22 protein-coding genes are annotated in these 20,205 nt (G+C 63.9%); 18 read left to right on the top strand and 4 right to left on the bottom strand.

Annotated elements, in window-relative coordinates; all coding sequences use genetic code 11:
• Positions 1-64: 64 nt before the first annotated feature.
• Positions 65-706, bottom strand: coding sequence for a DNA-3-methyladenine glycosylase family protein (locus DES43_RS04320; protein WP_035027141.1), 642 nt, complete (start codon positions 704-706; stop codon positions 65-67).
• Positions 707-797: 91 nt separating this feature from the next.
• Here DES43_RS04320 and gluQRS point away from each other — a divergent pair, with 91 nt between their 5' ends.
• Positions 798-1,673 carry a tRNA glutamyl-Q(34) synthetase GluQRS gene (gene gluQRS, locus DES43_RS04325; protein WP_035027140.1) on the top strand — a complete coding sequence of 292 codons (876 nt, stop codon included), beginning with the start codon at positions 798-800 and terminating at the stop codon, positions 1,671-1,673.
• 193 nt (positions 1,674-1,866) lie between these two features.
• Positions 1,867-2,763 carry a DMT family transporter gene (locus DES43_RS04330; protein WP_035027139.1) on the top strand — a complete coding sequence of 299 codons (897 nt, stop codon included), beginning with the start codon at positions 1,867-1,869 and terminating at the stop codon, positions 2,761-2,763.
• On the opposite strand, the gene DES43_RS04335 is transcribed toward DES43_RS04330, so the two are convergent.
• Entirely contained in the window at positions 2,730-3,584 is an 855-nt protein-coding gene (locus DES43_RS04335) for a YihY/virulence factor BrkB family protein (RefSeq protein WP_035027138.1), read from the bottom strand. The two genes, DES43_RS04330 and DES43_RS04335, sit on opposite strands and share 34 nt — an antisense overlap.
• 74 nt (positions 3,585-3,658) lie before the next feature.
• Here DES43_RS04335 and DES43_RS04340 point away from each other — a divergent pair, with 74 nt between their 5' ends.
• The 8 genes from DES43_RS04340 to DES43_RS04375 all read left to right on the top strand — a co-directional run bounded on the left by DES43_RS04340 (position 3,659) and on the right by DES43_RS04375 (position 9,687).
• Complete coding sequence (locus DES43_RS04340; protein ID WP_035027137.1) at positions 3,659-4,498, top strand: SDR family oxidoreductase; 840 nt, start codon at positions 3,659-3,661, stop codon at positions 4,496-4,498.
• 36 nt (positions 4,499-4,534) lie between these two features.
• The gene (locus DES43_RS04345) at positions 4,535-4,726 is read left to right on the top strand and encodes a twin transmembrane helix small protein (protein WP_035027136.1); all 192 of its coding nucleotides are present in this window, start codon (positions 4,535-4,537) and stop codon (positions 4,724-4,726) included.
• An 18-nt stretch (positions 4,727-4,744) separates the two neighbouring features.
• Positions 4,745-5,326: a cob(I)yrinic acid a,c-diamide adenosyltransferase gene (locus DES43_RS04350; protein ID WP_035027135.1), complete on the top strand. Its 582-nt coding sequence runs from the start codon at positions 4,745-4,747 to the stop codon at positions 5,324-5,326.
• A gap of 166 nt (positions 5,327-5,492) precedes the next feature.
• A complete protein-coding gene (locus tag DES43_RS04355) occupies positions 5,493-6,263 on the top strand; it encodes a rhomboid family intramembrane serine protease (RefSeq protein ID WP_035027134.1) in 771 nt (256 codons plus the stop codon).
• A 211-nt stretch (positions 6,264-6,474) separates the two neighbouring features.
• Positions 6,475-7,224: an electron transfer flavoprotein subunit beta/FixA family protein gene (locus tag DES43_RS04360; protein ID WP_035027133.1), complete on the top strand. Its 750-nt coding sequence runs from the start codon at positions 6,475-6,477 to the stop codon at positions 7,222-7,224.
• A 24-nt stretch (positions 7,225-7,248) separates the two neighbouring features.
• The gene (locus tag DES43_RS04365) at positions 7,249-8,178 is read left to right on the top strand and encodes an electron transfer flavoprotein subunit alpha/FixB family protein (protein ID WP_035027132.1); all 930 of its coding nucleotides are present in this window, start codon (positions 7,249-7,251) and stop codon (positions 8,176-8,178) included.
• 102 nt (positions 8,179-8,280) lie between these two features.
• Positions 8,281-9,159 carry a 3-hydroxybutyryl-CoA dehydrogenase gene (locus tag DES43_RS04370; protein ID WP_035027131.1) on the top strand — a complete coding sequence of 293 codons (879 nt, stop codon included), beginning with the start codon at positions 8,281-8,283 and terminating at the stop codon, positions 9,157-9,159.
• A 48-nt stretch (positions 9,160-9,207) separates the two neighbouring features.
• Positions 9,208-9,687, top strand: coding sequence for a hypothetical protein (locus DES43_RS04375; RefSeq protein WP_133674826.1), 480 nt, complete (start codon positions 9,208-9,210; stop codon positions 9,685-9,687).
• A gap of 69 nt (positions 9,688-9,756) precedes the next feature.
• On the opposite strand, the gene secA is transcribed toward DES43_RS04375, so the two are convergent.
• Complete coding sequence (gene secA / locus DES43_RS04380) at positions 9,757-12,483, bottom strand: preprotein translocase subunit SecA (RefSeq protein ID WP_035027223.1); 2,727 nt, start codon at positions 12,481-12,483, stop codon at positions 9,757-9,759.
• 253 nt (positions 12,484-12,736) lie between these two features.
• Between secA and DES43_RS04385 the strand changes: the two genes are divergently transcribed.
• The 6 genes from DES43_RS04385 to DES43_RS04410 all read left to right on the top strand — a co-directional run bounded on the left by DES43_RS04385 (position 12,737) and on the right by DES43_RS04410 (position 17,077).
• Positions 12,737-13,645 carry a peptidylprolyl isomerase gene (locus DES43_RS04385; protein WP_035027130.1) on the top strand — a complete coding sequence of 303 codons (909 nt, stop codon included), beginning with the start codon at positions 12,737-12,739 and terminating at the stop codon, positions 13,643-13,645.
• Positions 13,646-13,791: 146 nt separating this feature from the next.
• Positions 13,792-15,033 carry a bifunctional glutamate N-acetyltransferase/amino-acid acetyltransferase ArgJ gene (gene argJ / locus DES43_RS04390; protein ID WP_035027129.1) on the top strand — a complete coding sequence of 414 codons (1,242 nt, stop codon included), beginning with the start codon at positions 13,792-13,794 and terminating at the stop codon, positions 15,031-15,033.
• Between the two features lie 5 nt (positions 15,034-15,038).
• Positions 15,039-15,806, top strand: a complete 768-nt coding sequence (locus DES43_RS04395) for a GNAT family N-acetyltransferase (RefSeq protein WP_425352090.1) — start codon at positions 15,039-15,041, stop codon at positions 15,804-15,806.
• A 4-nt stretch (positions 15,807-15,810) separates the two neighbouring features.
• On the top strand, positions 15,811-16,224 hold the full coding sequence (mutT, locus tag DES43_RS04400) for an 8-oxo-dGTP diphosphatase MutT (protein ID WP_035027128.1): 414 nt from the start codon (positions 15,811-15,813) through the stop codon (positions 16,222-16,224).
• Positions 16,225-16,418: 194 nt separating this feature from the next.
• On the top strand, positions 16,419-16,733 hold the full coding sequence (locus DES43_RS04405; RefSeq protein ID WP_035027221.1) for a hypothetical protein: 315 nt from the start codon (positions 16,419-16,421) through the stop codon (positions 16,731-16,733).
• 167 nt (positions 16,734-16,900) lie between these two features.
• Entirely contained in the window at positions 16,901-17,077 is a 177-nt protein-coding gene (locus DES43_RS04410) for a Flp family type IVb pilin (RefSeq protein ID WP_084496507.1), read from the top strand.
• A 62-nt stretch (positions 17,078-17,139) separates the two neighbouring features.
• Here DES43_RS04410 and yihA read toward each other — a convergent pair whose 3' ends face one another.
• Positions 17,140-17,823 carry a ribosome biogenesis GTP-binding protein YihA/YsxC gene (yihA, locus tag DES43_RS04415; RefSeq protein WP_035027127.1) on the bottom strand — a complete coding sequence of 228 codons (684 nt, stop codon included), beginning with the start codon at positions 17,821-17,823 and terminating at the stop codon, positions 17,140-17,142.
• Between the two features lie 240 nt (positions 17,824-18,063).
• Here yihA and DES43_RS04420 point away from each other — a divergent pair, with 240 nt between their 5' ends.
• A complete protein-coding gene (locus DES43_RS04420; RefSeq protein ID WP_035027126.1) occupies positions 18,064-19,341 on the top strand; it encodes a polyhydroxyalkanoate depolymerase in 1,278 nt (425 codons plus the stop codon).
• Positions 19,342-19,584: 243 nt separating this feature from the next.
• On the top strand, positions 19,585-20,202 hold the full coding sequence (locus DES43_RS04425) for a transglutaminase-like cysteine peptidase (RefSeq protein WP_035027125.1): 618 nt from the start codon (positions 19,585-19,587) through the stop codon (positions 20,200-20,202).
• The last annotated feature ends 3 nt before the right edge of the window (positions 20,203-20,205 follow it).

The following is a 20,205-nucleotide window of genomic DNA, read 5'->3' on the forward strand; positions in this document are numbered from 1 at the left end:
GTGAAGCGGATTATGCGCATCCAACCCTCCCAAACATGCGTGTTTGAAGCGCTTTTTTGCACTCTCAGGCTGGCGGAGCGGCCTCGCGGCCCCGCAACTCGCGATAGTAGGCCCAGAACAGGCGCGCCGCGACGCCCCGCCACGGGCGCCATGATTCGGCCAGCCTGAGAAGCTCCTTTTCGCCCGGGCGCGGGTCGATGGCCAGGGCATGGCCGACAGCGGTCTGCAAGGCGACATCGCGGGCGGGGAAGATGTCGGGATGGCCGGCGGCGAACAGCAGATAGCAGTCCGCCGTCCATGTGCCGATGCCGGCAATGGCGGTGAGGAGCCGGTGCGCCTCGCCTGCATCAAGCAGGCAGAGCCCGTCGAGGTCGAGCCCGTCCGCCACGGCCTGTGCCGCCGCCAGCAGCCCGCGCTGCTTGGGGCGCGACAGGCCGGCCGTGCGGAAGACGTCCTCGCCGGCATCCAGAACCGCCTGCGGCGTCAGGGGATCGAGCAGCGTGGTCAGCCGGCCGAATATGGCGTCGGCGCTGGCGCGCGATACCTGCTGGGACACGAGGACCGAGGCGAGGCTGCGGAAGCCGGGCTCGGACAGCCGCAGCGGAACGTCGCCTGCCTTTGCCCGAACCACCTCAAGCCGGCGATCCAGATGGCACAGCGCGTCGAGGCCCAGCGCGATATGTTCGGTCGTTTCGATGCGTTGCATATGATGCCCGTGCCTTCCGGGGAGAGCTTGTGTGCGTTGATGTCCCGGAGTAGCAATCGCCGCAAGAGCACAACAATCCGATTGCCACCGGATGACAGGATCGACATTCCGTTTCGCGCCGAGCCCCAATGGCGAACTGCATCTGGGCCATGCCTTCTCGGCATTGCTCAACAGCGATCTGGCTCGGGCCCGTGACGGACGACTGCTTCTGCGCATCGAGGACATCGACGTCACCCGCTGCACGCCCGAATATGAGGCCGGCATCTATGAGGACCTGCGCTGGCTGGGCGTTGAATGGGAGGAGCCCGTACGGCGTCAGTCCGATCATTTCGGCGAGTACGAACAGGCGTTGGCGCACCTCATCCGCGAGGAACTCGTCTATCCGGCCTTCATGAGCCGGGGCGAGATCAGGGCCCACATTGCCGCCCGGCCCGATGGCGGCCGCAACTGGCCGCGCGATCCGGATGGCGCGCCGCTTTATCCCGGTCCCGAAAGGGAACTCAGCGTCAAGGAAAGGCGGCAGCGAATGGAGGCTGGCCAGCCTTTCGCATGGCGGCTGGACGCGGCAGCGGCAATGGCGCGGATCGCCGGGCCCCTCTCATGGCGGGAATATGAGGATGACAGCCTCGCCCGGATCGGCAATGTCGAGGCCGATGCGCAAGCATGGGGCGATGTCATTCTTGCCCGGCGCGAAATCCCGACCAGCTATCACCTTTCGGTGGTGCTTGACGACGCCTTGCAGGGAGTGACCCACGTGGTGCGGGGCAGGGACCTTTACCATGCCACGGCAATCCAGCGGCTTTTGCAGGAACTCCTCGGCCTGCCGCCGCCGCGCTACCGGCATCACCGCCTGATCGTCGATGCCGAAGGGCGCAAGCTGTCGAAGAGCCTGCGGCACACCGGGCTTGCAGCGCTGCGCGCCGGCGGGAAGACGCCTGACGACGTCAGACAGTTGGTGGGCCTGTAGGGCATCGGACCGAAAAGTGGGATCCGGTTTTCGGTGGCTCCCATGCTCTGTCAATAACCCACATCGCCGTGCGTCCGAACGGACGCACGGCGATGTGGGGCCGATGGCCTACCGGTTTTCCTTTGCCTGACACGGCTTGCACCGCTAAGCGGTGGAAAAATGCTGCCGGTATCGACCGGCTGAAGGGTTTGCGATGAAGCGTCTCATTCCCCCGCTGTTCGTCGTGTTGTGGGCGACCGGTTTCATCGGCGCGCGCTATGCCATGCCGTGGGCGGAGCCATTTGCCTTTCTCGGTGCGCGTTTCGTCATCGCGGCGATCGTTTTCGCCCTGCTGATCGCGGCTCTGGGCGCGCGCAGGCTGCCGGGCCGCACGGCCCTTCATGTCGCCGGAGCCGGGGCGCTGATGCATGGCGTTTATCTGGGCGGCGTGTTCTGGGCGATCCACAAGGGCATGCCCGCGGGCCTGTCCGCGCTGGTGGTCGGGCTCCAGCCGCTCATCACGGCGGTTCTGGCAGGACAGTTCCTTGGCGAGAAGATCGAGCCGCGCCACTGGCTGGGGCTCGGCATCGGTCTGGCTGGCGTCGTCATCGTGTTGTGGCCGAAGCTCGGGGTGGCAGGCAGCGGCATCACCGCCGCGACGCTCGGCGCATCGGTGCTGTCGGTCATCGCCATCAGCGCCGGCACGATCTGGCAGAAGCGGCACGGCTCGGGCGGCGATCTGGTGACCGGAACCTTCTGGCAATATGTCGGTGGAGCGGCTGTGGCCGTGCTGGCTTCGCTGCTGTTCGAGACGCGCACGGTCGTGCTCAACGGGGAACTGGTCTTCGCCATGGCCTGGCTGGTTCTGGTGCTGTCTGTCGGCGCGATCTTCCTGCTGATGATCCTCATCCGCGACGGCGAGATGTCGAAGGTCGGCTCGCTGTTCTATCTGGTGCCGGCCGTGACCGCGTTGATGGCGTGGGTGCTGTTCGATGAGAGCCTGACGCCCGTGCAGATCGCAGGCATGGCCGTCACCATGCTCGGCGTCGGGCTGGCCACGGCCCGCTCGCCGCGAACTCAGCCCACGACCCGGGCGCGCGCCTCCAGATAGCGGCTGATGGCGGCATTCAGTTCGCCGCCGAGGATGAAGATCGCCGAAAGGATGTAGAGGAACACCACGGCGATCATGATGGAAGCAAGGCCGGCATAGGTCGAGGCATAGGACGAGAAATTGTCGATATAGGTGGCGAACACGATCGATCCGACAAACCATGCGACCAGCGTGAAGGCGATGCCGGGCAGGATGGACACGAAGGTGCGCCGCCCCGCGGGTAGCCAGACATGCACGGCGATCAGCCCGCCGATGATCACCGCGGCGGCGACCGTGTAGCGCCAGAAGGTGATCGTGCCCATGTAGGGAGCGATCCATTCGAACCGCGCCTCGGCCAGCCGCGCCAGCAGCGGCGCGAAAACCAGAAGCACGCTGATGGCGAGGAAGACGGCCGATCCGATCAGCACGAAGACGAGGCTCTGAACCCGGCGGTAGATGATGCCCCGGTTTTCCAGAACGCGATAGGCCCGGTTGAGCGAGGTGCGCAGCGCCTCGATGCCGTTGGAGGCGAAGAACGCGGCCAGAACCACGCCATAGGTGAGAAGGTCCGTGCGCTGCACGGTGAGTACGTTCAGCACCTCGCGCGCGATCGGTTCGGCAATCTGCTCCGGCCATGTGTCGAAGACCAGATGCACCGCCGTATCCGCAAAGGCCTGCGCGCCGAGAAATGAGGCCAGCGTCGTGGCGAAGATCAGGAACGGGAACAGCGCCATCAGCGCGGAGATGGCCAGGTGACTGGCCATGGCCCAGCCGTCGTCATTGTTGAAATGCCCGAGCGCGTCGTAGAGGACACGTTTGACGGCTGCGATCCTGCGTAGCAATGGTATGTCCCGCGATTGAATCGAAGCCGCGAATATGGGAAGGGTTGGCCCCGAAAGACAAGCCCCGGGGACGAATGGCCGGTCACGCAGCAGACTTACCCACCATCATCGTCACGGGGGCATCGTCCGGCATCGGGGCCCATTGCGCGCGCGCGCTGAAGGCAGACGGCTGGCGGGTGTTCGCCACGGCGCGCAAACGGCAGGACATCGAGGCGTTGCAACATGAAGGCTTCGAGGCATTCTATCTCGATTATCGCGAACCGGAATCGATCGCGGCGCTTGTGTCCGCCGTGATGGAGCGCACCGGCGGGCGGCTGGACGCGCTCTACAACAACGGCGCCCATGCGCAGGCCGGCGCGGTCGAGGATCTGCCGGTCGATGCGCTGCGCGAGCAGTTCGAGGCCAATGTCTTCGGCTGGCACGACCTCACCCGCCGTGTCCTGCCCGCGATGCGGGCGCAGGGGCATGGCCGGCTGGTCCATTGTTCTTCCATACTCGGCCTGATGCCGGCGCGCCTGCGCGGCGCCTATTGCGCGTCGAAGCATGCGGTGGAAGGGCTGATGCTGGCGTTGCGCATGGAACTGGAGGGCAGCGGCATCCATGTCTCGCTGATCGAGCCCGGTCCCGTGACCTCCGGCATTCACAGGAACGGCATGACCTGGTTCCTGAAACATGTCGACTACGGCAATTCGCATTACCGTGACGATTACCGGGCGCAGCTTGCGCAGGTCCGGGACGACGGCGAGAGGGCGCGGTCAGATCCGCAGGTGGTCTACAAGGCGCTCCGACATGCGCTTGTGTCGCGGAGCCCCCGCCCGCACTATGTGGTAACCATGCCTGCCAGGCTGGGTATGCTGATGAAACGCCTGCTGCCTGCCGGCATGCTCTATCGAATCCTCTCGAAAGCGGCCTGACCGATACTGCCCGACACAGAAACCGGACATTTTTCCATGACAACCGTCTTCAACATCATCGCCGTCATCTTCATGTTCGCTGTGGTCGTGGTCCTTATCCGCGGCCTCATCAACATGATGCGCGGCGGTTCGGGCAATACGTCCAACAAGCTGATGCAGGCGCGCATCATCCTTCAGTTCGTGGCGCTGGTTTTCCTGCTGCTCGCAGTCTATTTCGCGGGCAGGTAGCATTCCCCGGAGCATGGCATGGTCAGGCTGAACAAGATTTACACCCGCACCGGAGACAAAGGCACCACCGGTCTCGGCAGCGGCGAGCGGCGGCTCAAATGCGACCAGCGGGTGGAGGCTTACGGCGCCGTCGACGAGGCAAACGCCTGCATCGGCATGGCGCGCGTGCACACCGCCGCTTCCAGTCCCGAAATCGACGCCATGCTCGGCCGCATCCAGAACGACCTGTTCGATCTCGGGGCCGACCTGTCGACACCCGACACCGGCAGGAAGCTCGACTACGAGCCATTGCGCATCGTCGCCTCGCAGGTCGAGCGTGTGGAGCGTGACATCGATCTCCTGAACAGGGATCTCCAGCCTCTGCGCTCCTTCGTGCTGAACGGCGGCACGCCGGCTGCCGCCGCGCTGCATCTGGCCCGCACGGTCGCGCGCCGCGCAGAGCGCGAGATGGTGGCGCTGGCGCAGGTCGAGGGCGAGCATGTCAACCCGGAAGGCATCCGCTACATCAACCGCGTGTCGGACCTGCTGTTCGTGGCCGCAAGGGCGGTCAATGACAACGGAAACGCCGATGTGCTATGGGTTCCGGGCAAGAACCGCTGAGAGACCGTTCGTCGACTCTGTCGTAGCGGCAGTCCGATGGCGTTTTACGCGCTTCCGCTGCGCACCGACCGACAGCCGGCTGCTCTGCGGTTTCCGAAACCATCGCGGCATGGCTTGCCGGAGGGGGTTTCGAAACAGTCTGTGAAGCCGCGGTTGCAGGAGCCCCATGTTCATTCCGCTGCATGACACCAACCGTCTGCGCCACATCAGGTTTCCCTGCGTGACGATCGGGCTGATCGCGCTCAACATCCTCGTCTATTGTACGACCACGCTGGGCGGCGAGGATTTTTCCAACGCCGCCATGCTCGGTTTCGGCTTCATCCCTTCCGTGGTCCATCATTATGCCGAACTGGCGCCGCAGTTCGTCGTGATGCCGGAGCGCTGGAGTTACCTCACCTACTCGTTCCTGCATCTCGATATCCTGCACCTGGGCGGCAACATGCTGTTCCTGTGGGTGTTCGGCGACAATGTCGAGGATGCCATGGGGCATCTGCGTTTTCTTGCCTTCTATCTGCTGAGCGCCGCAGGCGGCGCGCTCTTGCACGGGCTGGTGGCGCCGGAATCGCAGGCGCCGCTGATCGGAGCCTCGGGCGCCGTGGCCGGTGTCGTGGCGGCCTATCTCCTGCTTTATCCGCGCAACAAGGTCTGGATACTCGCCCTTGCGCGCATACCCGTGCGCGTGCCTGCCTGGTGGGCACTGGCGGCGTGGGTTGCCTTGCAGTTCGTGATGTTCCTCGGCATGTCCGAGGATCAGATCTCATGGGCCTGCCATGTCGGGGGCGTGCTCGCGGGTGCGGCGATGGTCGTCGTTTTCAAGCGCCGTGACGTGCCGCTGCTCGCTTCACCCGAGGCAGTCGCCGAAGACGCGACGTCCGCAACGGCCGGCAATGTGGAGGTTGCCGAAAGCAAACCGGCTTCACGCTGGGGAAGACAGTAGAGCTGCGGCATTTCAACCGATTTTGTTTGCACTGCACATATTGACGGGTCTGGAGGCCCAAACTACGGTTCGGCTCGCCTGCGGAAGCCCTGCCGCCACTACAGGTCGCCGAATAGCGGTAGATTGGCGCTGGTATGTCGGCTTTGGACAATTTTGACAGGGAAAGCGCTGTTATTGCGCCCCCAATGAAATCTCGAGAGGTGAGTGCAACATGAAAGTTCTCGTCCCCGTCAAGCGGGTTGTGGATGCGAATGTGAAGGTTCGCGTGAAGGCGGACGGCAGCGGTGTTGAGCTTGCCAATGTGAAGATGGCGATGAACCCGTTCGACGAGATCGCGGTCGAGGAGGCGATCCGCCTGAAGGAAGCCGGCAAGGTGACAGAGATCGTCGTCATCTCCATCGGCCCGCAGCAGGCGCAGGAAACGTTGCGCACGGCGCTGGCCATGGGTGCAGACCGCGCCATTCTGGTGAAGGTGGACGAGACGGTCGAGCCGCTTGGCGTGGCCAAGGTGCTCAAGGGCGTGGTCGAGGCCGAGCAGCCCGGTCTCGTCGTCATGGGCAAGCAGGCGATCGACGACGATTCGAACCAGACCGGCCAGATGCTGGCTGCCCTTCTGGGCTGGGCACAGGGCACCTTCGCCTCGAAGGTCGAGCTCGACGGCGACAAGGCCAGGGTGACGCGCGAAGTCGACGGCGGGTTGCAGACGGTGGAACTGAAGCTGCCGGCAATCGTGACCACGGACCTTCGCCTCAACGAGCCGCGCTATGCTTCGCTGCCCAACATCATGAAGGCCAAGAAGAAGCCGCTGGACGAGAAGAGCCCGGCCGATTTCGGCGCTGACGTCGCTCCCCGCCTGAAGGTTGTCAAGACCGAAGAGCCGGGCGGCCGCAAGGCGGGCGTCAAGGTAGGATCCGTCGCCGAGCTGGTGGACAAGCTGAAGAACGAAGCCGGCGTACTGTAAGCGAAGCGGAAAAGGGATAACACAATGGCAATTCTTCTTATCGCCGAACATGACAACGCTTCGCTGTCGGACCAGACGGCCAAGGCGCTCTCCGCCGCTCTCCAGATCGGCCCCGACGTCGACGTTCTGGTCGCCGGCAAGGGCGCGAAAGCCGCTGCCGACGCCGCTGCAAAGCTCAAGGGCGTGCGCAAGGTGCTTCTGGCCGAGGCCGACGAACTGGCCGAGCGCCTGGCCGAGCCGTTCGCGGCGCTGATCGTCTCTCTGGCAGGCAACTACGACACCATCGTCGCGCCGGCGACCTCGTCGGGCAAGAACGTCGCCCCGCGCGTTGCCGCCCTGCTCGATGTCGCGCAGGTCTCGGAGATCATCGAGGTTGTGTCGCCCGACACCTTCAAGCGTCCTATCTATGCCGGCAACGCCATCCAGACCGTGCAGTCGACGGAGCCGAAGAAGGTCATCACCGTGCGCACCGCCTCCTTCCAGGCTGCGCCCGAAGGCGGCTCGGCCACGGTCGAGAACGTTTCCGCTGCCGCCAATCCGGGCGTGTCCTCCTTCGTGGAGAACAAGCTGTCGGAGAGCGACCGTCCGGAACTGACCTCCGCGAAGATCATCATCTCGGGCGGCCGCGCGCTTGGCTCGGCCGAGAAGTTCCAGGAGGTGATCCTGCCGCTGGCCGACAAGCTGGGTGCGGCCGTTGGCGCTTCCCGCGCTGCCGTGGACGCCGGCTATGCCCCCAACGACTGGCAGGTCGGCCAGACCGGCAAGGTGGTTGCGCCCGACCTCTACATCGCCTGCGGCATCTCCGGCGCCATCCAGCATCTGGCCGGCATGAAGGACTCCAAGGTGATCGTCGCCATCAACAAGGACGAGGAAGCCCCCATCTTCCAGGTGGCGGACTACGGCATCGTCGGCGATCTCTTCACCATCCTGCCGGAACTCGAAAAGGCGCTTTGACCGCAACACGCAGAGCGTATTAAACTGTGAAGGACGGGGTAGACGAAGTCGCCCCGTCCTTTTAGTTTGCGCTGCACAAATTTCAGTCAGACGGGGTCAGGAATGAGCAAGATCGGAACGGTCGGCATCGTCGGAGCGGGACAGATGGGTGGCGGCATCGCCCATGTCTCCGCCTTGTCGGGCTTCGATGTGCTGGTTTACGACATCTCGTCGGACCGCATAGAGAAGGGGCTGGCCACGATCAGCGGCAACATGGCCCGGCAGGTGTCGTCGGGCAAGCTCGACGAGCAGGTGCGCAAGGATGCGCTCCCGCGTATCTCCGCGGCCCACTCCATGTCCGATCTCGCCGCTGCCGACCTCGTCATCGAGGCTGCGACCGAGGACGAGGCGGTCAAGCGCAAGATCTATGCCGAGCTTTGCCCGCAATTGAACCCGACGGCGATCCTCGCCACCAACACATCCTCGATCTCCATCACCCGGCTGGCTGCGCAGACCGACCGCCCGGAGCGCTTCATCGGCATTCATTTCATGAATCCGGTTCCGGTCATGAAGCTGGTGGAACTGGTGCGCGGTATCGCCACCGCGGACCAGACTTTCGAGGCGGCCAAGGCCTATGTGAACCAGCTCGACAAGACGATCACGGTGTCGGAGGATTTCCCGGCATTCATCGTCAACCGCATCCTGCTGCCGATGATCAACGAGGCCATCTACACCCTCTATGAAGGCGTGGGTTCGGTGGAAGCCATCGATACGGCGATGCGGCTCGGCGCGAACCATCCGATGGGCCCGCTGCAGCTTGCCGACTTCATCGGTCTCGACACCTGCCTGTCGATCATGCAGGTGCTGCATGACGGCCTGTCGGACTCGAAGTATCGTCCGTGTCCGCTGCTGGTGAAATATGTCGAGGCCGGCTGGTTGGGCCGCAAGACCGGACGCGGCTTCTACGATTACCGCGGCGAGCATCCGGTGCCGACGCGCTGAGGCGTCATTCTCTCCGGATATTCGCCTGCCTTTTGGGGGGGAGGGGGCGTGGCTATTCGATGCAGATGGTTGCCGCTGGTCGCGGCGGGTCTCTGGATGTGGCCGACAGCGCCGGTCCCGGCGCAGACGAAGATCGGCGATGCCGACATGTCCGCGCTGGAGGGCAGTTGCAACAGACTTGTCATTGGCTCCCTCGATCTTACGGATGCCTGCTCCGGGAAACTGTTGAGCGTCGCCTATCCCGACGGCCGGGTGGGCTTTTATTTCGTTCTGAATGACGGCAGGATCGTTACGTTCACGGGCATGGATGGCGACAATCCAACCCCCGATACCGATGTCGTCAATCTGGACAGGTTGATCATGACGCGCAAGGACACGCCCGACCAGCCGGACGTGTCCGGTGTATCGGGGACTTGCGCATTCGGAAATCCGTTCAGGGGCGCGATGACGGTTTCATGCGAAGGCAGCCTGCCTGAGGGCATCGGCTTTACCGGCAGCTTCACGACGGACGGACAGCCGCCGAAATAAACGAAAGCGCGCATTTTCATGCGCGCTTCAGGATAACGGGGTTCGGCCGGTGGAAAGGAACTGTGCCTGTCAGGCAAAAGCGCCGTGGCAGTGCTTGTACTTCTTTCCGGACCCGCAGGGGCATGCCTCGTTGCGGCTGACCTTGCCCCACGTCGCGGGGTCGGCTGGATCGCGATCCTCGGGGGCAACCGCAGCGGTCGTCTCCGTCCGCATCAGCACAGCCGAATCACCGAAATCGTCCTCGCCGGTGGTGGCGTCGATGTGCTGCCCATGCGCCTCGGGCGCCTGCGGGGGAGGAGCATCGGCGGCCTGTCTGACCAGTTCGACCCGCATAAGCTGCGCCGTGACGGCCTGACGCAGATTGCCGAGCATGGCCTGGAACAGCTCGAAGGCCTCGCCCTTGTATTCCTGCAGGGGATCGCGCTGGGCGTAGCCGCGGAATCCGATCACCGAGCGCAGATGGTCGAGATTGACGATGTGCTCGCGCCACAGATGGTCGAGCGTCTGCAGAACGATGGAGCGCTCGACATAGTTCATCACGTCGGGGCCGAAGCGCTCGGCCCGGTCTTTTGCAGCCGCGTCGGCGGCTTCGGTGATGCGCTGGCGGATGTCTTCCTCGGCGATCCCCTCTTCCCGGGCCCATTCCTCGACCGGCAGGTCGAGATTGAGATACTGGGCGACCTCGGCCTTGAGGCCGGTCAGGTCCCATTGTTCGGGATAGGCGTTTTCGGGAATGGCCTTGTTGACGATCTCCTCGATGACGCCCGCGCGCATCTCGGCAATGGTCTCGCCAAGTCCCTCGCCGTCCATCAGTGCGAGGCGCTGCTCGAACACCACCTTGCGCTGGTCGTTGGCGACGTCGTCATATTTAAGCAGGTTCTTGCGGATGTCGAAGTTGCGGGCCTCGACCTTGGTCTGCGCCTTTTCCAGCGCCTTGTTGATCCACGGATGGATGATGGCCTCGTCTTCCTTCAGGCCGAGCTTCTGGAGCATGCCGTCCATGCGCTCGGAGCCGAAGATGCGCATCAGGTCGTCCTGGAGCGAGAGGTAGAACTTGGAGCGGCCGGGGTCGCCCTGACGGCCGGAGCGGCCGCGCAACTGGTTGTCGATGCGGCGCGATTCATGGCGTTCGGTGGCCAGGACGTAGAGGCCGCCGGCGGCCAGCGCCTGCTCCTTCAGCCGGGCCACGTCATCGCGGATGGCCTTCTCGCGCGCCTCGCGCTCGGGACCGGCGGGCATGTCGCCCAGTTCTTCCTCGATGCGCATGTCGGCATTGCCGCCGAGCTGGATGTCGGTGCCGCGGCCGGCCATGTTGGTGGCGATGGTGATCGCGCCGGGCTTGCCGGCCTGGGCGACGATGGCCGCCTCGCGCTCATGGTGGCGGGCGTTGAGCACCTCGAACTCTTTCAGCCCTTCCTTCTTCAGCCGGTCGGCCAGATATTCGGATTTCTCGATGGAGGTGGTCCCGACCAGGATGGGCTGGCCCTTGGCCCGCGCGTCTTTGATCTCCTTGACGATCGCCCGGTACTTCTCCTCGACCGTGCGATACACCTCGTCGTCCTCGTCGATGCGCTGGACGGGCAGGTTGGTCGGGATCTCGGTGACTTCCAGCCCGTAGATGTTGCCGAATTCCTCCGCCTCGGTCAGCGCCGTGCCGGTCATGCCCGAAAGCTTCCCGTACATGCGGAAGTAGTTCTGGAACGTCACGGAAGCCAGCGTCTGGTTCTCCGGCTGGATCTGGACGTGCTCCTTGGCCTCCAGCGCCTGATGCAGGCCCTCGGAATAGCGGCGGCCGGGCATCATGCGGCCGGTGAACTCGTCGATGATGACGATCTCGCCATCGCGCACGATGTAGTCCTTGTCGCGCTGGAAGAGGCGGTGGGCCTTCAGCGCGTTGTTGACGTGGTGGACCATGGCGACGTTCTCGACGTCGTAGAGCGATTCGCCCTTGAGCAGGCCGGCGCCGCGCAGCATGCCTTCCAGCTTCTCGGTGCCTTCCTCGGTGAAGATGGCGGTCTTCTGCTTCTCGTCGACCTCATAGTCTTCCGGCTTGAGCTGGATGATGAAGGTGTCGACGGTGTTGTACATCTCCGAGCGGTCCTCGAGCGGACCGGAGATGATGAGCGGCGTGCGCGCCTCGTCGATGAGGATGGAGTCCACCTCGTCGACGATGGCGTAGTTGTGGCCGCGCTGGACCATCTGCGCACGCTCATATTTCATGTTGTCGCGAAGATAGTCGAAACCAAGCTCGTTGTTGGTGGCATAGGTGATGTCGCAGGCATAGGCCGCGCGCCGTTCCTCGTCGGAGAGGCCGTGGACGATGATGCCGACGGTCAGGCCGAGGAACCGATGGAGCTTGCCCATCCAGTTCGCGTCGCGCGAGGCGAGGTAATCGTTGACCGTAACGACGTGAACGCCCTTGCCGGTAAGGGCGTTGAGGTAGGTCGGCAAGGTGGCGACCAGCGTCTTGCCTTCACCGGTGCGCATCTCGGCGATGCCGCCATTGTGCAGCACCATGCCGCCGATCATCTGGACGTCGAAGGGGCGCATGCCCAGAACGCGGCGGGCGGCTTCGCGAACGGTGGCGAAGGCCGGCACCAGAAGATCGTCGAGCGCGGCACCTTCGGCAAGCTGCTTGCGGAACTCGTCGGTGCGTGCCCGGAGCTGTTCGTCGGAGAGAGCCTTGAGTTCATCCTCGAGCGCGGCTATTGCCGCCACCCGGGCTTTGGCCGCCTTGATGCGCCGATCGTTTGATGAGCCGAAGATCTTACGGGCGAGACCGCCAAGACTGACCATGAAATGGCCCTTTCGATTGCAATCCTGAGTATCGCGGCGGAAGCCGGATTGCTCCGTCATATCCACCTTTGCGCATAGGGAATACCATAAACCGCAATGAAAACGGTTATGGACGCAAAGTCGTGGGACAGATAAGAGTCGGCACCACCGATGTCAACGGCGCGATCTTTTTCACGCGGGTGCGCGGAATTCCGCCACATTTTCGCTGACTGAAAGTGCTTAACCTGTCTGCAATCTCCACCGGAGTTCTTTCATGCCCTTTTCTTATCGCCGCGTCACGCTCGCCAGCCTCGGTCTGGCGGTGAGCCTGTCCGCTCTGGCAGCGGCTCCGCTCGCGGCCCAGGAGCAGGCTCCCGCCGCGCAGGCGACCGAAGCGCCCGCGCCTGTCGATCCGAAGGCCGTGGTGGCCACCGTCGACGGACAGCCGATCACCGAGGCCGATCTGGAACTGGCGCAGAACGAGCTTGCCCAGCAGTTCGCACAGCTTCCGGAAGCGCAGCGCCGGGCTGCGGCCCTGTCGGCGGCGATCGAGGTCAAGGTCCTGTCCAACAAGGCGGTTGCCGAAGGTCTGGACAAGGACGAGGACTTCCAGCGTCGTGCCGCCTTCCTCCAGCAGCGCGCCCTGCATGGCCAGTTTGTCGAGAAGGAAGTTGTCGGCAAGATCACCGACGATGAAATCCGCGCCCGCTACGACAAGGAAATCGCTGCCGCCACGCCGGTCAACGAGGTCCATGCCCGTCACATTCTGGTCAAGACCAAGGAAGAGGCGGACAAGATCGTCAAGGATCTCGATGGCGGTGCGGAGTTCGAGAAGCTTGCCAACGAGCACACGACCGATCCGAGCGGCAAGACCAGCGGCGGCGATCTGGGCTATTTCGGCCCCGGCCAGATGGTGCCGGAGTTCGAGAAGGCCGCTTTCGACATTGAGGTCGGCAGCTATGGCAAGGAGCCGGTGCAGACCCAGTTCGGCTGGCACGTCATCAAGGTCGAGGACAAGCGCGCCCGGCAGCCGCCGGCCTTCGACATGGTCAAGGAGCAGGTCAAGCAGCTCCTGATCCGCGACAAGTATTTCGCCGTGGTGAAGGATGCCCGCAGCGCCGCCAAGATCGACATCCCCGATGCCGAGCTGAAGAAGGCCGTGGAAAGCGCCGACGGCGAATAAGGCAGCTCCGTACACTGGAAACCGAAAGGCCGGTCACAGGACCGGCCTTTTGCTTTACAGGCATCCACAGGCCGTCAAACGCCTTGCGTGACGCTGCGCTATCGGGCAAATCCTGTCACGTTCCATCTTTACCCAGCCGAGGCCACATGTCCGCCGCCATTTCCCCGCTTGCCCCGAAGAAATACCCGAAGATGCCGGTCATCGAGGGGGTGCGAATGGCGACCGCCGAGGCGGGCATCAAGTACAGGGGCCGAACCGACCTTCTGGCCATGGTCTTCGATCCCGGCACCGCGGTGGCCGGCGTGTTCACCCGTTCGAAATGCCCTTCCGCACCGGTCGATTTCTGCCGTGAGAACCTGCCCGGCGGCAAGGCGCGCGTGCTGGTCGTCAACTCCGGCAACGCCAACGCGTTCACCGGCAGGAAGGGGCGCGAGACGACCTCCGCAACCGGCAAGGCTGCCGCGAAGGCGGCGGGCTGCAACGAGCGCGAGGTGTTCCTCGCTTCCACCGGCGTGATCGGCGAGCCGCTCGATCCGGGCAAGTTCAGCCATCTTCTGGACGATCTGGTGCGCGACGCCCGGCCCGACCTGTGGAAGGAGGCTGCCAGCGCCATCATGACCACCGACACCTATCCCAAGGTGGCGACGGCGACGGTGAAGCTCGGCGATGTGGAGGTGGCCATCAACGGCATCGCCAAGGGCGCGGGCATGATCGCGCCGGACATGGCGACCATGCTCTCCTTCGTCGCCACGGATGCGCCGATCGCCGCACCCGTGTTGCAGGCGCTGCTGTCCGGCGGCGCGGCGAAGACCTTCAACGCGGTGACCGTCGATTCCGACACTTCGACCAGCGACACGCTGCTGCTGTTTGCAACCGGGGCCGCGTCGAAACGCGGTGCCCCTTCCATCACTGATGTGAAGGATCCGCGCCTGTCGTCCTTCAAGCGGGCGCTGGGCAAGATCCTGAAGTCGCTGGCGCTGCAGGTTGTGCGCGACGGCGAGGGTGCGCGCAAGCAGATCGAAATCACTGTCGAGGGCGCCAAATCGGCGCGCTCGGCCAAGAAAATCGCGCTTTCCATCGCCAACTCGCCGCTGGTCAAGACGGCGGTGGCGGGCGAGGATGCCAACTGGGGACGCGTCGTCATGGCCGTCGGCAAGGCCGGCGAGCCGGCCGACCGCGACCGGCTGTCGATCTGGTTCGGCGGCAACCGCCTCGCCCATGAGGGCGAACGCGACCCTTCCTATTCGGAAGAGGCGACATCCGCCTATATGACGCGCGACGAGATCGTCATTCGTGTCGACCTCGGCATCGGCCGGGGCAAGGCCACGGTGTGGACCTGCGACCTGACCAAGGAATATGTGGCCATCAACGGGGACTACCGGAGCTGAGCGCATTGACCCACCCGAGCGAGCAACTGGCTGCGGTTCGCCGTTTCGAAGCTGCGGGCTTCCGCGCGTGGCCGGCTGCCGCCGTCCATTATGACGGTACATGGGTCATCCGGCTTACCGCCGGCCATCCGGCCAAGCGGCTCAACTCCGTCAACCCGCTCGACCGTGGCGATGTCGCCGATATTCCCGAGAGGGTCGCGCGCGCCGCGCGCCGGTTCGATTCCTATGGCCGGCCGCTGACCTTCCGTGTCTCGCCTTTGTCGGGCCCGGAGCTGTCGGGCTGGTTCGATGCCGAAGGCTGGACACGCTTCGACGAATCCCTGGTGATGCGGTTGCCCCTGGACGAGGCGAGGCTGGAAGACGCCATAGACCAGATACCGCTCAGGGATATCGGCCGTTTCGTTTCCGCTGCCCTCAATGTGCAGGGGGCGGACCCGTCGCTGCGGGCCGGTCTTTCCGAGATCATCGGTGCAATCCAGCCGGAAACCGGACTGTTTGCCATGGAGCGCGGGGATGAGCCGTTTGCGACCATGATCTGCGTCCATGACAGCGATCTGGTCGGCCTGTTCGAAGTGGCGACACATGCGTCCCGGCGCCGTCAGGGCCATGGCCGCAAGCTGCTTTTGTCGGCGCTGAAATGGGCGCGCCTGCGCGGGGCGCGTCAGGCGTGGCTGCAGGTGGAAGCCGCCAACGAGCCTGCCGTGGCGCTTTACCGGTCCATCGGCTTCACGGAAGTCTATCATTACCACTATCGCCGCCCGCCGGGAGCCTGACCGCGTGACCGAAAAGCCGAGACGTCTCCTGCTGGTGAGCGCCTGTGCGCTGGTCGATGCCGACGGGCGGGTGCTGATCGCGCAGCGGCCGCAAGGCAAGCAGCTTGCCGGCATGTGGGAATTTCCCGGCGGCAAGGTGGAGCCGGGCGAGACGCCGGAGGAATGCCTGGTGCGGGAACTGCGCGAGGAGCTCGGCATCGAGACGCAGATTCCCTGCCTCGCGCCGCTGACCTTCGCCAGCCACACCTATGACGATTTCCACCTGCTGATGCCGCTATATGTGTGCCGTCGCTTCACCGGCACCCCTCAGCCGCGGGAAGCGCAGGCGCTGAAATGGGTCAGGCCGCGCCAGATGCGCGACTATCCCATGCCGCCGGCCGACGCGCCGCTGATCCCCTTCCTTATCGACCTCCTGTAAGATCTGTCGGGCTGCCAAAGCCTTTCCGCTTGCATCCGAACGCGAAAAGGCCCGACGCGAGATCGCTTCATCCTTTGCCGGAACTGCTCTGCAACGTTGTTAATGCAGGATTAACCATGTCGTGGAAAATTGAAGCTGGCTTTGGATCTTTTTCGGATCCGGCGGGGGCCGGGGCAATTTTCGGGGAGGCCAGGTTGAGTCTCGACAGCGACTGGAATCCAGATCGTCGCCGCCGTGGAAGCACGGCTGCGAGGGCAGGCATGGGCATTGTGAGGCTTACGCTGCTGTTTGGAACGGTGGCGGTGGCGCTTTCCCTGTTCGCCGCCTCCTGGCTGGCGGGGCGGACGCCGGAGCAATGGTCGCGGGGGGAGCCGGCGGGGCTCGACTTCACGACGACCGGGTCGGTTGCGCGTGGCGGCACATATACGGTGCGGCGCAGCGTGTTGCAGCCCGCGCCATCGGCCGTCTGCATCATCCGTGCCGACGGTACAAGAAGCGGAGACTGCTAGAAGATCTTCTGCTCGGGCGGAGCCGCCGACGCGATGCAGCGGCAGTCCGGATTTTCCAAGCGCAGGCGCGCCGGTCGTACCGCGCCGTTCACAGGCTGTTAAGCCTGTTGCGTTAACCTTCCTTAATTCTTGCCGGATATCCTCTCAGGAAAGAGGGGAATTCGCTGATGGCGAGACTGATCCGGCATTTCCTTGTCAGCCAGAACGGTACCGCCGCAATCGAGTACAGCCTCATTGCTGCACTGATCACGCTCGCGATCGTGGTGGCGGTCGGCGGAGCGGCGGATGAGGTCGTGGCGATGTGGGACTCCAACAACGGCAAGATGGGCGAAGCCTTCCAGTAGCCTGCCATCCGCGACCGATGCCGCGGTCGCCCTGCGCTTCCGGACCTGTTGCACGCTGAGTCTTACTTTCCTTGCGCGCACTGGATGATGGCTTCGCGCAGCTCCTCCAGCCCCTCGCCCTTTTCCGACGAGGTTGCCAGAACGGCGGGGAAGGCAGCCGGTCGCCGGCGTATTTTCTCAAGCGTTTCCTCGATCAGCCGCGGCACGCCGGCAGCCTTGATCTTGTCGGTCTTGGTCAGCACGATCTGGTAGGACACGGCCGCCTTGTCGAGCAGCGACAGCACATCCGCGTCATTGGCCTTGATGCCGTGGCGGGCGTCGATGAGCACATAGACGCGCTTGAGCGTCACGCGACCCTTGAGATAGTCGAAGACGAGCTTCGTCCACTCGTCCACCTGCTGCTTGGGAGCCTGCGCATAGCCGTAGCCCGGCATGTCGACCAGCGCCAGCGGCGGCAGGTCGCTTCCCTCGCCGGAAAAACCGTCGGGCACGAAATAGTTGAGCTCCTGGGTGCGGCCGGGCGTGTTGGACGTGCGTGCAAGGCCCTTCCGGCCCACCAGTGCGTTGATGAGCGACGACTTTCCCACATTGGAGCGGCCGGCAAAGGCGATCTCCGGCGGGCCTTCCGGCGGAAGGAATTTCATGGCCGGAACGCCGCGGATGAACACCCAGGGCCGGGTGAACAGGGCAACATCGAGATCGGAAGGCGGGGCCTTGGCGGCATTATTGTCATCGGGGCCGGTCATCGCTTGCCTTTCGCGGTATCCGAAACGAGAGGCGCTTATAGGGGGCAAAGGCCGGGGCGTCCAGAACGGCTGGCGGGGGCCAGGTGTTAGCCGGCGGGCGGAATTACGCCTCGTGCACAAGAATTTGGGAGATTGTTGCATCCAATATTGCGTCGCAGCAATATATTGTTAATTTCACCATCCGACATTGATGGTCCGGCATCGCCCGTCCTCATAGGTCGTAGCCAGTAAGGACCCTTGATGTTCTACCAGCTTTACGAACTGAACCATGCCGCCTTGCAGCCCGCCCGGGCCTTTGCGGATGCAATGCGCTCACTCTACTCGAATCCCCTGAATCCGTTCTCCGGAACGCTTATCGGGCGCTCGGTTGCGGCGACGGCCGAATTGTTCGAGCGCACCACGCGCCACTACGGCAAGCCAGAGTTCGGCATCCACGAGACCAAGGTGGACTGGGAGAGCGTCGATGTGGCGGAAAGGGTGGTGTGGTCGCGCCCCTTTTGCAATCTGCTGCGTTTCGAGCGCGATCTGCCCGCACAACGCCGTCCCGACCCCAAGCTTTTGATGGTCGCGCCAATGTCCGGCCATTATGCCACGCTGCTGCGCGGCACGGTGGAGACGATGCTGCCGCATGCGGACGTCTATATCACCGACTGGGTCGATGCGCGCATGGTGCCGGCCGGCGAGGGGAGCTTCGATCTCGACGACTACATCGACTATATCATCGAGATGTTGCATTTCCTCGGCCCGGATGCCCATGTCATGGCCGTATGCCAGCCTTCCGTGCCGGTTCTGGCCGCCGTCGCGGTCATGGAACAGCGCGGCGACCCGTTCGCGCCCGCCTCCATGACCCTGATGGGCGGCCCGATCGACACACGCCGCAGCCCCACCGCCGTCAATGTGCTGGCCGAGGAAAAAGGGCTCGACTGGTTCCGCGACAACGTCGTCATGGATGTGCCCTGGCCCGCGCCGGGCTTCGGGCGCAAGGTTTATCCGGGCTTCCTGCAATTGTCGGGCTTCATGAGCATGAACCTCGACCGCCACATCATCGCCCACAAGGACTTCTTCATGCACCTCGTCAAGAACGACGGGGACAGCGCCGAAAAGCACCGGGATTTCTATGACGAGTATCTCGCGGTGATGGATTTGACGGCCGAGTTCTATCTGCAAACCGTGGATGCGGTGTTCATCAGCCATGCGCTGCCGAAGGGCGAGCTGATGCATCGCGGCGAGCTTGTCGATCCGGGTGCGATCCGCAATGTGGCGTTGTTCACCGTCGAAGGCGAGAACGACGATATCTCCGGCCTTGGCCAGACACAGGCCGCGCATGATCTGTGTGTCAGCCTTCCGGCCGCGAAACGGGCGCACTACATGCAGCCGCGCGTGGGCCACTATGGCGTTTTCAACGGTTCGCGCTTCCGGTCCGAGATCGCGCCGCGCATCGTCGATTTCATCGCCAGCAACCGCAGCAAGCAGGGTGCCGCTTCCCGTCCGCGCCTGGTCCGGTCCGACGTTTCCTGATCCCTGAAGCGTGCCGCGATCTTTCAGGCTCGCTCCTTACGCTTTAGGGGCATGTTGTTACGCATGTCGTTGTCCCGAAACCGGTTCCCATCTTCGGGCGACATGCTTCAGCGCGGGGGCAAGCCCGACTGTTGCACATTCGCCGCGCCCGGTAACCATAGCGTGAAGCAGCCTGCCCCTGTGATTGACACGAAGTGTAAATCACCGTTAACGTTTCGTTAACAAACAGGGATAGCGGGGACGATGACCTCCTTACCGGCAAGGCTGCGCCTGCGCGCCGTCATGACAGCGACGATCGGATTGGCGGCGGCAGCGATGGCTCCGGCTGTCTATGCCGGTCCGATGGTCACCGGTGGCATCAGCTCGCAACCGATCGGCCATTACGAGTTCTGCCAGGCCAACCCGTCCGAGTGCACGATCCGCCCCGCAGACCGTGGCCCGGCGCGCATGACGCCTGAACTGTGGGACATGCTGGTGGAGATCTCCACCTCGGTCAACGCCGCCGTCAAGCCCATGAGCGACCTTGAAATTTACGGCAAGGAGGAGGTCTGGGCCTATCCCGACAATGGTGTCGGCGATTGCGAGGACTACGTTCTGGAAAAACGACGCCAGTTGCATGCGATGGGCGTTCCGCTGTCAGACCTTCTCATCACCGTGGTTCGCAAGCCTGATGGCGAGGGGCACGCGGTTCTGACCGTGCGCACCAGCAAGGGCGATTTCGTGCTCGACAATCTGCGCGACGACGTGCGCTCCTGGGAGCAGACCGGCTATCGCTTTCTGAAGCGGCAGGCATCGAACCACACAGGGCGCTGGGTTTCGATACGCGACGACCAGCAGGTTCTGGTCGGTTCGGTCCGGTAGGAC

This window comes from Aquamicrobium defluvii (assembly GCF_004363725.1).
Lineage (GTDB): Bacteria > Pseudomonadota > Alphaproteobacteria > Rhizobiales > Rhizobiaceae > Mesorhizobium > Mesorhizobium defluvii.

Excerpts from the sequence above, each read along its gene's own strand:
- DES43_RS04320 (WP_035027141.1), bottom strand. The coding sequence starts at position 706 with ATGCAACGCATCGAAACGACCGAACATATCGCGCTGGGCCTCGACGCG.
- gluQRS (WP_035027140.1), top strand. The coding sequence starts at position 798 with ATGACAGGATCGACATTCCGTTTCGCGCCGAGCCCCAATGGCGAACTG.
- DES43_RS04330 (WP_035027139.1), top strand. The coding sequence starts at position 1,867 with ATGAAGCGTCTCATTCCCCCGCTGTTCGTCGTGTTGTGGGCGACCGGT.
- DES43_RS04340 (WP_035027137.1), top strand. The coding sequence starts at position 3,659 with ATGGCCGGTCACGCAGCAGACTTACCCACCATCATCGTCACGGGGGCA.
- DES43_RS04345 (WP_035027136.1), top strand. The coding sequence starts at position 4,535 with ATGACAACCGTCTTCAACATCATCGCCGTCATCTTCATGTTCGCTGTG.
- DES43_RS04350 (WP_035027135.1), top strand. The coding sequence starts at position 4,745 with ATGGTCAGGCTGAACAAGATTTACACCCGCACCGGAGACAAAGGCACC.
- DES43_RS04355 (WP_035027134.1), top strand. The coding sequence starts at position 5,493 with ATGTTCATTCCGCTGCATGACACCAACCGTCTGCGCCACATCAGGTTT.
- DES43_RS04360 (WP_035027133.1), top strand. The coding sequence starts at position 6,475 with ATGAAAGTTCTCGTCCCCGTCAAGCGGGTTGTGGATGCGAATGTGAAG.
- DES43_RS04365 (WP_035027132.1), top strand. The coding sequence starts at position 7,249 with ATGGCAATTCTTCTTATCGCCGAACATGACAACGCTTCGCTGTCGGAC.
- DES43_RS04370 (WP_035027131.1), top strand. The coding sequence starts at position 8,281 with ATGAGCAAGATCGGAACGGTCGGCATCGTCGGAGCGGGACAGATGGGT.
- secA (WP_035027223.1), bottom strand. The coding sequence starts at position 12,483 with ATGGTCAGTCTTGGCGGTCTCGCCCGTAAGATCTTCGGCTCATCAAAC.
- DES43_RS04385 (WP_035027130.1), top strand. The coding sequence starts at position 12,737 with ATGCCCTTTTCTTATCGCCGCGTCACGCTCGCCAGCCTCGGTCTGGCG.
- argJ (WP_035027129.1), top strand. The coding sequence starts at position 13,792 with ATGTCCGCCGCCATTTCCCCGCTTGCCCCGAAGAAATACCCGAAGATG.
- DES43_RS04410 (WP_084496507.1), top strand. The coding sequence starts at position 16,901 with ATGGCGAGACTGATCCGGCATTTCCTTGTCAGCCAGAACGGTACCGCC.
- yihA (WP_035027127.1), bottom strand. The coding sequence starts at position 17,823 with ATGACCGGCCCCGATGACAATAATGCCGCCAAGGCCCCGCCTTCCGAT.
- DES43_RS04420 (WP_035027126.1), top strand. The coding sequence starts at position 18,064 with ATGTTCTACCAGCTTTACGAACTGAACCATGCCGCCTTGCAGCCCGCC.
- DES43_RS04425 (WP_035027125.1), top strand. The coding sequence starts at position 19,585 with ATGACCTCCTTACCGGCAAGGCTGCGCCTGCGCGCCGTCATGACAGCG.